General features: G+C 60.3%; 13 protein-coding genes. 8 read left to right on the top strand and 5 right to left on the bottom strand.

Annotated features, from left to right (window positions below; translation table 11 throughout):
• Positions 1-31: 31 nt before the first annotated feature.
• The 7 genes from hisS (at position 32) to Q0837_RS13495 (ending at position 8,458) form a co-directional block, all read left to right on the top strand.
• Positions 32-1,282 (top strand): histidine--tRNA ligase, encoded by a 1,251-nt coding sequence (hisS, locus tag Q0837_RS13525; RefSeq protein ID WP_298470228.1) that lies wholly within the window; start codon positions 32-34, stop codon positions 1,280-1,282.
• Positions 1,283-1,382: 100 nt separating this feature from the next.
• Positions 1,383-2,450, top strand: a complete 1,068-nt coding sequence (prfA, locus tag Q0837_RS13520) for a peptide chain release factor 1 (protein WP_298470226.1) — start codon at positions 1,383-1,385, stop codon at positions 2,448-2,450.
• A complete protein-coding gene (prmC, locus tag Q0837_RS13515; protein ID WP_298470224.1) occupies positions 2,447-3,298 on the top strand; it encodes a peptide chain release factor N(5)-glutamine methyltransferase in 852 nt (283 codons plus the stop codon). Before prfA ends, prmC begins: the two co-directional genes overlap by 4 nt.
• 249 nt (positions 3,299-3,547) lie before the next feature.
• Positions 3,548-4,195: a DUF4167 domain-containing protein gene (locus Q0837_RS13510; RefSeq protein ID WP_298470223.1), complete on the top strand. Its 648-nt coding sequence runs from the start codon at positions 3,548-3,550 to the stop codon at positions 4,193-4,195.
• A 35-nt stretch (positions 4,196-4,230) separates the two neighbouring features.
• Positions 4,231-5,916, top strand: a complete 1,686-nt coding sequence (lnt, locus tag Q0837_RS13505) for an apolipoprotein N-acyltransferase (RefSeq protein WP_298470221.1) — start codon at positions 4,231-4,233, stop codon at positions 5,914-5,916.
• A 76-nt stretch (positions 5,917-5,992) separates the two neighbouring features.
• Complete coding sequence (gene metK, locus Q0837_RS13500; RefSeq protein ID WP_298470219.1) at positions 5,993-7,240, top strand: methionine adenosyltransferase; 1,248 nt, start codon at positions 5,993-5,995, stop codon at positions 7,238-7,240.
• Positions 7,241-7,258: 18 nt separating this feature from the next.
• A complete protein-coding gene (locus Q0837_RS13495; RefSeq protein ID WP_298470218.1) occupies positions 7,259-8,458 on the top strand; it encodes a DUF418 domain-containing protein in 1,200 nt (399 codons plus the stop codon).
• On the opposite strand, the gene Q0837_RS13490 is transcribed toward Q0837_RS13495, so the two are convergent.
• Positions 8,455-9,606 (bottom strand): CaiB/BaiF CoA-transferase family protein, encoded by a 1,152-nt coding sequence (locus Q0837_RS13490; RefSeq protein ID WP_298470216.1) that lies wholly within the window; start codon positions 9,604-9,606, stop codon positions 8,455-8,457. The genes Q0837_RS13495 and Q0837_RS13490 overlap by 4 nt on opposite strands.
• Positions 9,607-9,737: 131 nt before the next feature.
• Here Q0837_RS13490 and Q0837_RS13485 point away from each other — a divergent pair, with 131 nt between their 5' ends.
• A complete protein-coding gene (locus Q0837_RS13485) occupies positions 9,738-10,817 on the top strand; it encodes a hypothetical protein (protein WP_298470214.1) in 1,080 nt (359 codons plus the stop codon).
• A gap of 11 nt (positions 10,818-10,828) precedes the next feature.
• Here the strand turns inward: Q0837_RS13485 and Q0837_RS13480 are convergent, their stop codons facing one another.
• From Q0837_RS13480 to Q0837_RS13465, 4 genes are read right to left on the bottom strand one after another with little or no spacing between them, the layout of a single operon-like run.
• Positions 10,829-11,494 (bottom strand): CoA transferase subunit B, encoded by a 666-nt coding sequence (locus Q0837_RS13480; protein ID WP_298470212.1) that lies wholly within the window; start codon positions 11,492-11,494, stop codon positions 10,829-10,831.
• An 11-nt stretch (positions 11,495-11,505) separates the two neighbouring features.
• Positions 11,506-12,354: a hypothetical protein gene (locus Q0837_RS13475; RefSeq protein ID WP_298470210.1), complete on the bottom strand. Its 849-nt coding sequence runs from the start codon at positions 12,352-12,354 to the stop codon at positions 11,506-11,508.
• 5 nt (positions 12,355-12,359) lie between these two features.
• Positions 12,360-12,680, bottom strand: coding sequence for a DUF5076 domain-containing protein (locus tag Q0837_RS13470; protein WP_298470208.1), 321 nt, complete (start codon positions 12,678-12,680; stop codon positions 12,360-12,362).
• Positions 12,680-13,387, bottom strand: coding sequence for a CoA transferase subunit A (locus Q0837_RS13465; protein ID WP_298470206.1), 708 nt, complete (start codon positions 13,385-13,387; stop codon positions 12,680-12,682). Before Q0837_RS13465 ends, Q0837_RS13470 begins: the two co-directional genes overlap by 1 nt.
• Positions 13,388-13,680 lie beyond the last annotated feature (293 nt).

Raw genomic sequence — 13,680 nt, 5'->3', positions numbered from 1 at the left:
CAACCTAGACTCTGGCCTAATCGCGCCCTCCATGAGCAAGAACACACCAAAAGCCATTCGCGGCACGCAGGATATCTTCGGCGCCGACGCTGAGGCTTTCGCCTTCGTCGTCGAAACCTTCGAGCGCGTGCGCAAGCTGTATCGGTTTCGCAGGGTCGAGATGCCCGTGCTGGAGATGACAGAGGTTTTCGCGCGTTCCATTGGTGAGACCACCGACGTTGTTGGCAAAGAGATGTATTCGTTCGAGGATCGCGGCCGCGACAACGTGACCATGCGACCGGAGTTCACAGCTGGGATTGCTCGAGCTTATTTGACCAACGGATGGATGCAATTTGCGCCGGTGAGGGTCGCCACGCATGGTCCTCTTTTCCGGTTCGAGCGGCCACAAAAGGGGCGCTATCGCCAGTTCCACCAGATCGATGCAGAAATCATCGGCGCAGCGGAGCCGCAGGCAGACGTGGAATTGTTGGCGATGGCCGACCAACTCCTCAAAGAGCTTGGGATCGAGGATGTAACCTTGCACCTCAACACCCTCGGCGATGCGGACAGCCGTGACAGGTGGCGCGCCGCGTTGATCGATTATTTCCGCGCGGTCGAAGGGCAACTGTCCGAGGATTCGCAAGAGCGCTTAGAAAAGAACCCGCTGCGTATTCTCGACAGCAAGGATCGCCGCGATCAGCAGTTTCTCGCCGATGCGCCGAAGATCGATCAGTTTCTGTCTGACGATGCTAAGGCGTTCTTTAAGGCTGTGACCGATGGGTTAGACGCTGCCGGTGTGAAGTGGGTGCGCGCAGAAAACCTCGTGCGCGGTCTGGATTATTACCGCCACACAGCCTTCGAATTCATTCCAGATGCAGGAAGTGCTTCTGCCGATGCACTTGGCTCCCAAAGCACAGTTTTGGGTGGCGGGCGCTATGATGGATTGATGGAAAGTCTGGATGGGCCTGTGACACCAGCAGTGGGCTGGGCCGCGGGGATCGAACGACTGGCTATGTTGGTGGAACAGCGCAGCGAACCTATGGCCGATGCGGTGGTCGTTCTCGAGAACAACGAGCACATGATGCAAGCAGTTCAGCTTGTCGCCCGGTTGAGGAATGCGGGCTTCAAATCGGAGCTCTTCGCTAGCGGATCACCCCGCAAAAGGTTCGACAAAGCAAAGAAACTTCCATCTCACGCTTTGGTCACATTCCCGGTTACGGATGCGGGCGTGACAGTACGAGTGTTAGGGGACGGTGGTGAAACTCACACGGCGGTCGAGCAGCTTGTGCTGGTCGATCACTAGCCATTAGTCATCCCCGCGAAGCCGGGGATCCAGGGCGGACCCACCGCCCGAGCCAACTGGGTTCCCGCGTTCGCGGGAATGACGATAGAAGAAGTAGCATATGCAAATCCCCGCCGAACGCCTCGATCAGATCGCCAATCGCTTTGCCGAGCTTGAAGCGCGGATGGCGTCGGGCACGCTTGAAGGCGACGCATTCGTGCAGGCGAGCCGTGACTATGCAGAACTGGAGCCAGTCGCCAAGATCGCCTCCGAAGTGCGCGCGATGCGCGAGGAGATCGCGGGGCTTGAAGAGATGCTCGCCGATCCGGAAATGAAGGCGATGGCTGAGGAGGAGCTTACTTCGATCAAGGAGGCTCTCCCTGAAAAAGAGCGCGCGCTGGCCGTCGCATTGCTCCCCCGCGACGCCGCCGACAGCAAGCCTGCGATGCTCGAAATCCGTGCCGGGACGGGCGGCGATGAAGCGGCACTCTTCGCGGGCGATCTCTACCGGATGTATGAGCGCTTCGCGGCGGACTGCGGCTGGAAAGTGGAACCGGTCAGCATGAACGCCAGCGAGGTTGGCGGCTTCAAGGAAATCGTTGCGAACGTCACCGGGCAGGGCGTGTTCGCAAAGATGAAGTTTGAAAGCGGCGTCCACCGCGTGCAGCGCGTCCCCGTGACCGAAAGCGGCGGGCGCATTCATACCTCGGCGGCCACGGTCGCGGTGCTGCCCGAGCCGGATGAAGTCGATGTGCAGATCGACCAAGGCGACCTCAAGATCGACACCTATCGCGCGAGCGGTGCCGGCGGTCAGCACGTCAACACCACCGATAGCGCGGTCCGTATCACTCACCTGCCGACGGGCCTCGTCGTGATGCAGCAGGACGAGCGCAGCCAGATCAAGAACCGGGCCAAGGCGATGCAGGTACTGCGCGCGCGGCTCTACGAAAAGATGCGCGACGAGGCGCAGGGTGCCGAAGCCGAGGCGCGCAAAGCGATGGTCGGCAGCGGCGACCGCTCCGAACGCATCCGCACTTATAACTTCCCGCAAGGCCGCGTGACCGACCACCGTATCGGGCTGACTCTGCACAAGCTCGAGGAAGTGCTCGCCGGACCGGGGCTGACCGAATTGGTCGATGCCCTGATTGCCGAGGACGAAGGCAAGCGGCTCGCCGCCCTCAGCGAGTGACCGTCGCTGAAGCCATTCGTGCGGCGACCGAGCGCTTGTCTGCCACCAGCGACACCGCACGGCTCGATGCCGAATTGCTCATGGCGCATGCTTTGGCTGTGAGCCGTTCTGACGTGCTCGTTCACCGCATGAATGATGCGGCACCGGCCGAATTCCATCGCCTGATCGAGCGCCGGGAGCAGTTCGAGCCGGTCGCCTATATCACGGGACATCAGGAGTTCTTCGGGCGCTCGTTCAAAGTGACTCGAGACACCTTGATCCCGCGGGCTGACAGCGAAACCATTGTCGAGGCAGCTTTGGAGGTTCTTGGCGATCCAGCCTATGTCACCGAGGGCATTCTGGATCTCGGCACAGGCACTGGTGCCCTGCTGCTTAGTGTGTTGGCCGAGCGACCCGGCGTGCGCGGGTTCGGGATCGATATCAGCGCGCCGGCTGTCGCCGTGGCCAGAGAGAACTCGCGCATACTTGGCCTTCATGATCGTGTGACGTTCGAGACTGCCTCATGGCATGATCTGGGGTTCCAACATTCTTCCGGTTGGAAAGACAGCACCGGGCTTTACGACCTCGTGATCGCCAATCCGCCCTATGTCGAGATCGACGCGCCGCTCGACAAAGATGTAAAGGACTACGAGCCTGCCAGTGCATTATTCGCGGGCAAAGACGGGCTTGACGAGTATCGCGCTATCATTCCCGAGCTAGGCAACCTCCTCGCGCACGACGGTGCGGCGGTTCTCGAAATCGGCCACACCCAGGCCCAAGCCGTCACCAAACTCGCCGAAAACGCCGGTTTTTCGGTCGAAATCCGCAACGATCTTGCAAATCGGCCACGTTGCGCGATCCTTCGGTGACATAAATGTCGCTAGGGCTTGGCAAATCGCTCGGGCGTCGCTACCTCAGAATCAGGCTTTTTGACCGGCACTGTATGTGTGGTTGTTCAGCCAAGCTCCGACTTTCCGCTTGAAGAGACCGCGCGGCCACGGCCCCGGTCAGTGTATCGCGGGATGCGCCCGCGATAATCCGGCGCAAGTGACGAGGGGTATACTGGCCCAACGCGCAGATCCGTTTGCGCTCGTGGTCGTTGATGAGGAACACTTTCCTTGAATAACAATCGTAACAATCGTCGCCGCGGTCGCGGTCATCGCAACAACCAAGGCGGCGCGAATAACCAGAACCGGATCGACAGCCGGGCGCGGGGCAATGCGCCGCAGCTGCTCGACAAGTACAAAAAGCTCGCGCAGGACGCGCAGCACAATGGCGACCGGGTGCAGATGGAATATTATCTGCAATTCGCCGACCACTATTTCCGTGTCATCGCCGACAACAAGGCGCGCCAGGATGAGGCGCGGGCCAAGCGCAATGAAGAGCGCGGCCATTCGGGCGAGGACAGCGACGAGAACGAAGACGGTGACAATCGCCGCCGCAGCAACAATCGCCGCCAACGGCCGCGCCGTGACGAAGCCGAAATGGCCGAGACCGAAGGCGAAAGCGGCACTGAAGGCGAAGCAGTCGAAGCTTCCGATGAAGCAGAAGAAAGCCCCGAGCCTAAGCGCCGTGCCCGCAAGCCCAGAGGCGAAGGTCGTGGTGAGGGGCGTGCTCCGCGTACTCGCAAGCCGCGCGAAACCCGCAACGGTAAATCGGATGATGACAGTGCTGGCGAGATCGATTCCGCTGTGCTTCCACCGGCCATCGGCGGCGACGAATCGTCCGATGGGGATGGAGGCGACAGCCTTGAGAAGGTTGGCTGAGTAGACGCGCAGGCGCGTGATGCGAGCTTGAACGAATGGGTTCGATCCGCGCCCGCTTCGATAGCTTTATAGAACAGGCGCAGGCCCGGCCCGGCCTGTGCGCGATTGCCCTCGGGCTGATTGCGGCATGCGGCTATCCGCCGCTGCATGCGTGGTGGATCGCGCTTCCCGCTCTGGGCCTGTTCATAGCGCAGCTCCACAAGGCACCGAACTGGCGCGCGGCGGCTTGGCAAGGCTGGCTGTTCGGCTGGGCGCATTTGACACTGGCGAACAACTGGATCGCCACTGCATTTACCTATCAGTCGGAAATGCCCGAGTTTCTCGGTTGGCTGGCGGTGCCGCTGCTTTGCGTGTATTTGGCCGTGTATCCGGCATTGGCTGCACTGCTGGCGCACGTGCTAACTCGACCACCAGGCGGGGCCGAAGCAACAGTGCACGAAATCAGCGAAGCTATGGGTGTGCCCCGCGAACCCTCATGTCATGCATCGTTTCCGGTATTCGCTGTCCTTCTTGCCGCCACTTGGATCGTAACGGAATGGCTCCGGAGTTGGGTCTTTACAGGTTATCCGTGGCCGCCCCTAGGAATGCTCCTGCTTGGCGGTTTGGATGGTCCTGGCCTCGCGCGCGCGCTGCCATGGGCCGGTACCTATGGCTTGTCCGGATTCGCCATAATCTGTGCCGCAGGTATTGCCGACACCATCATACGGCGAGACATTCCGGTGGCTGCTTTTGTCGCTGCGGTGATCGTGATTGGAATGCTTGTCCCGCGGCTCGATCCGCAGCAAGCGTCTGAAATCCGCTACGCCCTGATCCAGCCCCTGCTGACTCAAGACGAAATCAACGATCCGACCAAGTTCGAAGAGCAATTCGGTCGGATTGCGGACCTCTCGCTACCGGGCCGCGAACAATCCCGCTTGGTTCTGTGGCCCGAAAGCGCAATCCCGGACTATCTCGAAGATGGCTATCCAAAGCGCTACTACGCGACGACTGCTGCGACCAATCCAGAATTTGCGCGGCGCCGCATTGGATCGGTCATAGGCGAACAATCGACGCTGCTCACCGGCGTAGTCAATCTCGACATTGGCGAGCGTGAAGATGGTATCCTCGGTGCCATCAGCGCGCGCAATTCCGTACTCGGGTTGAACGGCGAAGGCGAAATCACCGCGCACTACGCCAAGGCGCATCTCGTCCCCTATGGCGAGTACCTGCCGATGCGTCCGATCCTTGAGCCGCTTGGGCTTTCGCGGCTCGTTGCCGGTACGATCGACTACAAACCCGGCCCCGGCCCACGCACGCTCGACCTTGGCGAACATGGCCGCGCTGGCATCCAGATCTGCTATGAGATCGTCTTTTCGGGCCAGACTGTCGACCGCGACAATCGGCCCGACTACATCTTCAATCCATCCAACGATGGCTGGTTCGGTTGGTGGGGTCCACCCCAGCATCTCGGGCAAGCGCGCATGCGGGCGATCGAGGAAGGCCTGCCGGTTTTGCGCTCCACTACAACCGGGATCAGCGCGGTGATCGATGCCAATGGAATTGTGCGCGGGACGATCCCCACGGGCGAAGCTGGCAGGCTTGATGGACTGATACCCGAGGCCAAACCGCCGACGCTGTTTGCCCGGTTCGGAAACGCGCTTCCACTGGCATGGGCCGCGCTGCTCATCCTCATTGGTATTGGCCTGCCAAGAGCGCTTGCGCTGCTCCGCGCACGCGGCTAGGGCGGCAGCCACACATAAAGGTTTCCTTATATCCCTTTGGAAGCCGTTCCATCGACATATCAGACCGAGGGTCCCGATGCGCAGCGATTATCTGTTCACTTCCGAAAGCGTTTCCGAAGGCCACCCCGACAAAGTCTCCGACCAGATCTCCGACGCGATCGTCGACCTGATGCTGGCGAAGGACCCGGAATCGCGCATCGCCTGCGAAACTATGACGACCACGCAGCGCGTGATCCTTTCCGGCGAAATCCGCTGCGCGCCGATGTATGATGAGAACAACGAAGAATGGGCCGTCAATGGCGGCTGGGCTCCGGGCGCGAAGGAAGAAATCGAGCAGGCCGTTCGCAGCACCGTTCGCGACATCGGCTACGAGCAGGACGGCTTCCACTGGAAGACGCTGACCTTCGAGAACCACCTGCACGGACAGTCGGCGCATATCGCGCAGGGCGTCGATGCTGGTGAAGATGGGTCGAACAAGGATGAAGGCGCGGGCGACCAGGGCATAATGTTCGGTTTTGCCTGTGACGAGACGCCCGATCTCATGCCGGCGACCCTCGATTACAGCCACAAGATCCTAGAAAAGCTGGCGGCAGATCGTCACTCGGGTGCGGCCCCGTTCCTGGAGCCCGACGCCAAGAGCCAGGTCACACTGCGCTATGTCGATGGCAAGCCTGTGGCCTGCACCGCAGTGGTCGTCAGCACCCAGCATGCGCCGGGCTATGACGAAGGCGAAAAGGAAGCGGAGCTGCACGCCTATGTTAAGCGCGTCGTTACCGACATCCTGCCCGATGGTTTTGTGTCCGACGACACTGCGTGGCACATCAACCCGACCGGCAGCTTCGTAATTGGCGGTCCCGATGGTGACGCGGGCCTCACGGGCCGCAAAATCATCGTCGACACCTATGGCGGCGCTTCGCCCCATGGCGGCGGCGCGTTCAGCGGCAAAGACCCGACCAAGGTTGACCGCAGCGCGGCCTACATCACCCGCTATCTTGCAAAGAACGTAGTCGCCGCTGGTCTCGCGACCCGATGCACGATCCAGATTGCTTACGCCATCGGCGTGTCCGAGCCGCTTTCACTCTATGTCGATACACACGGGACCTGCGCAGACGGTGTCGACGACGCGGCCATCGAAGGCGCTATCGCCAGCATCGGTAAGCTGGGCGGCCTGACGCCGCGCGGTATCCGTACGCATCTCGGCCTCAACAAGCCGATTTACCGGAAGAGCGCGGCCTATGGTCACTTCGGCCGCACAGCCGAAGGCGATCTGTTCCCATGGGAACGCACCGACCTCATCGACGATCTCAAGGCAGCGCTCGCCTGATCTGCTAGGGCGTCTGTCATGACGGCGCCCACCGACCCAGGCTCAGACCGCATCACCCAGCTCGACGCTTTGCGCGGGCTGGCAGTGATCGGCATCGTCTGGATGAACGTCTATGTTTTCGCGCTGCCGTCGCAGGGCTACTACAACCCGCTGGCCAGTGGCGTGCCCGAAGGGCCGTTCGACCGGCTGGTTTGGGCGGCTAGTTTCGTCTTCATTGAAGACAAGTTCCGTACATTGTTTGCCATGCTGTTCGGCGCGGGATGTATCATCCTGCTTGAAAAGGGCGGCGAGCGGGCGTGGCGCGCGCACTTTGCGCGGATGGCTGTGTTGTTCGTGATAGGGTTGGTCCATGCGACCCTACTAGCCAGCAACGACATCCTGCGCGCCTACGCGCTGGCAGGATGCGCTTTGCCGTTCCTTGCTCAGCTATCGGTGCGTGCGCTTGTGGCCGTCGCCATCGGACTCGTGGCTGTTCATATCGGCGGAGGGATCACCGCATTCGGCAGCGCGGTCTACGATTGGACGCAGGGCCGGTTGAACAGCGACGTGATGCTGATGGTGGAACGTAATTTCGGCAGTGATCCGCGCGCGATCCAGTTTTCGCTGGAGCAGGGACGCGAAGCACTTGGCGAACGGGTACCGAGGAGGCTGGATGGATTGGGAGCGCAACTGCGCATCATCGCAGGCTCGGTGCCGATCAACTTGGCCGCGATGGTCCTTGGTATGGCATTCTGGAAGGATCGCATGCTGGCGGCGGAATGGCGGACATTCCGGTTGCAGCGATTGGCAGCGGTCTGCGCGGTGCTTTCGATCCCGCCGCTGCTGTGGCTTGCCTCTTGGGTGTCGAGCAATGGCTTTCCCGGCGCTCTGGCTGGTCCGGTTTCACTGGTTCTTTCCGCGCCGTTCGACGTTGCGCTAGGTGTTGCTTACGCTGCCTTGGCGATGGCGTTTTTCAGCAAGGCAGGCGGCGTATCGAAGCGGCTTGCAGCGGTGGGCCGGTTATCCCTGACCAACTATCTGATGACCAGCGTCATCCTTGGCGCGATCTTCGCAGTGTGGGGTGGCGGGCTGTTCGGTTATGTGAACCGCGCGGAGGCTTTCGCGCTCAGCTTTGTCCCGATCGCCGCGATGCTGATCTGGTCGCCGATCTGGGTATCAAAACTGGGGCAGGGGCCGTTCGAGCGATTGTGGCGGAGCGGCGCGAGGCTGCTGAGCTAGCCGTCTTCACCGTGCATCGGCGATGGCCGGTCGAGCGCCAGTTCGGCTTCGGAAAACACGAAGGGCGACCGCACGCCCGGCATTCCGCCAAGATCGACCCGCATTCCCCGCGCGATCACTTGCGGGTCGGCAAAGACCTCATCGAGATTGTTGATCGGGCCAGCGGGGACGCCATGCTGATGACAAGCATCGAGCAGTTCGGCCTTGGACCAGCCTGCAGTGATCGCCGCGATTTCTGCGTCGAGCGCCTTTGCGTTTTCGACCCGGCCAGCATTGGACGTGAAGCGTGGATCATCGGCCAAATCGTCCCGGTCCAGCATCTTGACCAGCTTCACGAATAGCCCGTCATTTGCTGGCGAAAGGATCACGTGACCGTCGCTCACTGGGAACACGCCATAGGGAGCGACTTGGGCATGGGCATTCCCCATCCTTGGCGGATTGTCGCCGGTGGTCATGAAGTAGCTAGCCTGGTTTGCGAGCAGCGCGACCGAACAATCGAGCAGGCTCATATCGACATGTTGCCCCTTACCGGTGCGTACACGCTGTAGGAGTGCCGCCTGAATCCCGTTGGCCGCCCAAACGCCGGTGGACAGGTCGGAGATAGAAATACCCATCTTCACCGGAACGCCATCTGGCTCTCCCGTAACCGCCATGAAGCCGCTCATCCCTTGGATCACGAAGTCATAGCCAGCCTCGTGAGCGCGCGGTCCTGTTTGCCCGAAGCCAGTGATCGAGCAATAGACCAGTCGCGGATTGTCCGACGTGAGCGACGCGTAGTCGAGACCGAACCTGGCGAGACCGCCCGTCTTGAAGTTCTCGATCAGGACATCGGCATCGCGGCAAAGCTCGCCTACCCGCGCTAGCCCTGCCTCGTCGCCAAAGTCCGCAATGATTGAGCGCTTTCCCCGATTGCAGGCATGGTAGTAGGCGGCTTCACGGTGGACCTTCCCAGTCGCATCGGTGCGCTCTACCCATGGTGGACCCCACAGCCGCGTGCCATCACCTTCCGGGCTTTCGACCTTGATCACATCCGCGCCCAGATCGGCGAGTATCTGCCCAGCCCATGGTCCCGCGAGCACGCGGGCAAGTTCGACGACTTTCAGACCCGCCAAAGGGGCATTCGGATTGCGGGGTTGATTGAGCCACATATGTCATGTTGCTCGTTGAAAGTGCGGTCGGCGTCAAGCGGCCCAGCGCTCCAATTCTCCGCGACGATCAGGCTGTCATTGCCCGAACGAACCATCCGTGGCAGTTTCCGCCAGCTAGGGGGAGTGATCGCATGACAAAGTTTTTCAATCGGTTGGCGGCGTTGGTAGTCGCCGTGGCGATTTTCAGCACGCCCGCAGCCGCGCAGCGAGCGCTGCAGATTGACAACGATAGCGTGTGGGAGCACCCGCACAGCAGCATTGCCGTGCCAACAACACTGGCTGGTCTGCCGCGCGCACGGGCGACGGAGTTCGCGCCCGACTTTCTCAATGTCGGTTTCTCATTCCGCATGGGCGACGATCCAGAAGAGATTTCGCTCTACATCTATCGCGATACCAATGGCGGCGTGCCGGTGTGGTTTGAACAGGCGAGGATCGGTATTGAAATGCGCGATATCTACGCAAATCCGCAACTCGCCTTCGGAGTTGAGCAATATGGCTGGCCTGGCAACGAAGTCTGGCAAGGTCAGCGCGCAGTTTATGATACTCCCAACAGTACCTATTCGAAAAGCACAGGCGTAGTGCTGTTCTCCGTAAAGGGCTGGTACGTCAAAATGCGCGCAACATCCTCCGTCCGCACTGCGTCGGAATTGCGCGACTGGATCGATACAGCATTTGGCGAGATTGCCCCTCCTGCAGCCAATGTCAGTCAGCCTCCTGCCATTCCCGTCACCGAATGCGCTGAGAAACTTGCTTTCAAGAAAAAGGCCAAGGACGCGAAAACCGATGGGACTGCGGGCCTGATGAGCGCGCTCTTGGGTGGAATGGTCGCGGAAAAAGTGCAGGACCGGCAAGAAAGCGATGAACCTGTCGAGGCGGTGGCTTGGTGCCGCGATTCTTCTCTTGGCCGAACACAGGTCGCCTATCGCGCAGATGCCTCGATCAATTCCTATCTTATCGCTTTGGGTGATAGCGGCATGGGGGTTTCTGTCGCGCCCGATGCGGGCGCCGCGCTGTTAAGCGAGAAGTCGAAGAAGGACCAGAGCTTCGCGATCACTGTCATCACCGACGCTCAGCGGATCAACTTCGTGCCTCAGAATCGCTTGCCTTCGCTTAAGCGGGTCATGAAGATCATCAATGACAACCGAACGATCAGCTCGGTTTCTACATGGGGTGACGACTCGTCAATCGAGATCAATCCCAACGCGATGTAGTCGAGAGGGCGCTACGCCGGCTCTAGCGCCACCTCGTATTGCGCTGTCGTCTTCGCTGCGATCTCTTCCTCGGTCACACCCGGTGCCAGCTCAATCAGGCGGAACGGACTGTCATGATCCGCGCGGTGGAAAACGCCGAGATTGGTGATGATCATATCGACCACATTGGTTCCGGTTAGCGGCAGCGTGCATTCGGGAATGAACTTCGGATCGCCTGCCTTGCTGGCGTGATCCATCACCACGATGATCTTCTTCACGCCCGCGACAAGGTCCATCGCGCCGCCCATGCCCTTGATCATCTTGCCCGGGATCATCCAGTTGGCGATGTCACCATTCTCTGCGATCTCCATCGCTCCGAGCACGGTCAGGTCGATATGCCCGCCGCGGATCATGGAGAAACTGGTGGCGCTGTCGAAATAGGCGCTGTGCGGCAGTTCGCTGATGGTTTGCTTGCCGGCGTTGATGAGGTCTGGGTCGACTTCATCGTCATAGGGAAAAGGCCCAATGCCAAGCATCCCGTTCTCGCTCTGCAGGGTTACCTGCATGCCTTCGGGAATGTGGTTCGCGACCAAAGTCGGAATGCCGATACCCAGATTGACGTAATAGCCGTCTTGCAATTCGCGCGCGGCGCGGGCGGCCATCTGGTCGCGGGTCCATCCGATTGTCTCTTGGGTCATGCGGTGTGCCTTCAATCTGTCGAAAGTGCGGTTTGAGGAGAGGCCGGTGCTAGGGCTGGCGGGATCAGAAACCAGCCTTGGCCAATGAGGAGTTCAAGCGCGAGGGCGGCTTCAGGATTGACGAGGTATTCGAACAATTCGTCGAAATCCGTGCGTGCGTCGCCTGCGATTGCGATGACACAGGATGTCTTGGCGAGATCCCGGCGCCGGGTCTGTTTGCGATCACCCGGATAACGCATCAGCAGCAGACGGTCCTTGCTTTCAGGATCGAGGCCCGACTGTTTCAAGGCCATGCGGATGTTGCCCGCATCCGCTGCTGACTGACCGGAAATCCATGCAATATCGATCTGTGCTTCACGTAATCTTGCGAGGCCCTGGATCAGTCCAGCCGGGGCGGGCGTGGCATCGCCGGTCGTCAGTGAACCTTCTTCCGGATCGAGATCGATCAGCACAGTGGGAATGTTGGTCACACACGGCGCACGAACGGCTCGCAAGGTCGACGGGTCGCTCAGCATTGCCGATTGCGGCGGAGCTGCACGCGCGGAAGCGGCGCCTTGCTCTACGGCGTAGCGGATCAGCTCATCATAGGCGTCAGTGTCCGCCAGATTGGACTGGACTGCAGAGGGTGGGGCGCGAAGTGCGGCATCTGGCGGCGGTGTGGCGGCGATCTGCGAAAGTTCGTCTCGCGCGGCAAGCGCTGCTTGCTGTTGTTCAGCCGCACGTTCGTCTTCGCCGGGCTCCTTCCCGTCGGTCGTCGTGCGCGCCATGGTCGCACCCGCCACGACAGGGATGATCGCCGCGACGCAGCCTTGCAGAGCGAGTGATGCCGCTATCAGACCAAAGATGGAGACTGCGCGCATGCCGACTATTGGTCCGGGTCGAAATCCTGGACGGTGTCGAGATCGGTCGTGTTGTGCGAGCGCTCCATATCGACCCCTTGCCAGATCCGCTGCAACGCTTCCTCTTCGCTAATGCCATAGCACTGAGCGTAGGCGCGGGCGCCGTGGCGAATTGTGTCGACCATCAACAATCCGAATGCCTCGGGTTGCTCGAGCCTGTCCGGCTGGATCAGGCAAGTCGCGGGTCCTTCGTTCTCCACCCAAAGGCGCGCAACCTCTACCGAGTCCTTGAGGAAATCGAAGCCATCGACATCGATGGCGTTCGGATTGGATTTCTTTCCGAACATCAGGCGTTTTCCCTCTCACGAGTGGTGCGGAACTCGATCTTCTTGTCGTAGGGCGCGCCGAGCACCATGCGATTGACGAATACGCCGGGCAGGTGGATCGCGTCGGGATCGAGTGAACCGGCGGGCACAATCTCTTCGACTTCGACAACGCAGATCTTGCCGCAAGTTGCCGCGGGCTGATTGAAATTGCGGGCGGTCTTGCGGAACATCAGGTTGCCGGTTTCATCGGCTTTCCATGCCTTGACGATTGCAAGGTCGGCGAAGATTCCCTCTTCGAGGATATATTGCTCGCCGCCGAAATCCTTGTGTTCCTTGCCCTCGGCGACCTGTGTGCCGACGCCGGTCTTGGTGTAGAAGCCGGGGATGCCAGCACCGCCAGCGCGCATGCGCTCGGCCAAGGTGCCTTGCGGGCAGAACTCGACTTCGAGTTCGCCAGATAGGAATTGCCGCTCAAACTCCTTGTTCTCGCCGACATAGGACGAGATCATCTTTTTGACCTGCTTGGTTCGCAGCAGCTTCCCGATGCCTTCGTTGTCGATCCCCGCATTATTGCTGGCGAAGGTCAGCCCCGTGACCCCGCTGTCGCGGATCGCATCGAGCAACCTTTCGGGAATGCCGCAAAGGCCAAAGCCACCGGCAGCGATCAGCATATCGTTTGAGAGCACCCCTTCGAGCGCGGCAGCAGCGTTAGGATAGAGTTTGTTCATGGGAACATCCTGATGAGGCGAGCATTGGGTTGCCGTATCCGGCCTTGGGTGGCCTGATTATCGCCTTCAAACGCGCCTGTCACGCCTAGTCACTACGTGAGACAGCCACCGTGAATGCTGCGACGCAACATAGCGAGAATCGCTTTGGCATGCTTTGCTGAGGTCACTTTCCGAGCAAATTTGAGTGAATGCACAAACTTTAGGCAGATTGTTTGCAAAGTTTGACACCAATGCGACAGAAAGCCGTTCAAAGTTGCGAAATTTGCAACTATAAATGCGTCATTCGCACTTGC

It is taken from the genome of uncultured Erythrobacter sp. (assembly GCF_947499705.1).
Taxonomy (GTDB): Bacteria; Pseudomonadota; Alphaproteobacteria; order Sphingomonadales; family Sphingomonadaceae; genus Erythrobacter.
The sequence above is the reverse complement of the archived record's forward strand: the minus strand, read 5'-3'. Positions and strand labels throughout refer to the sequence as shown.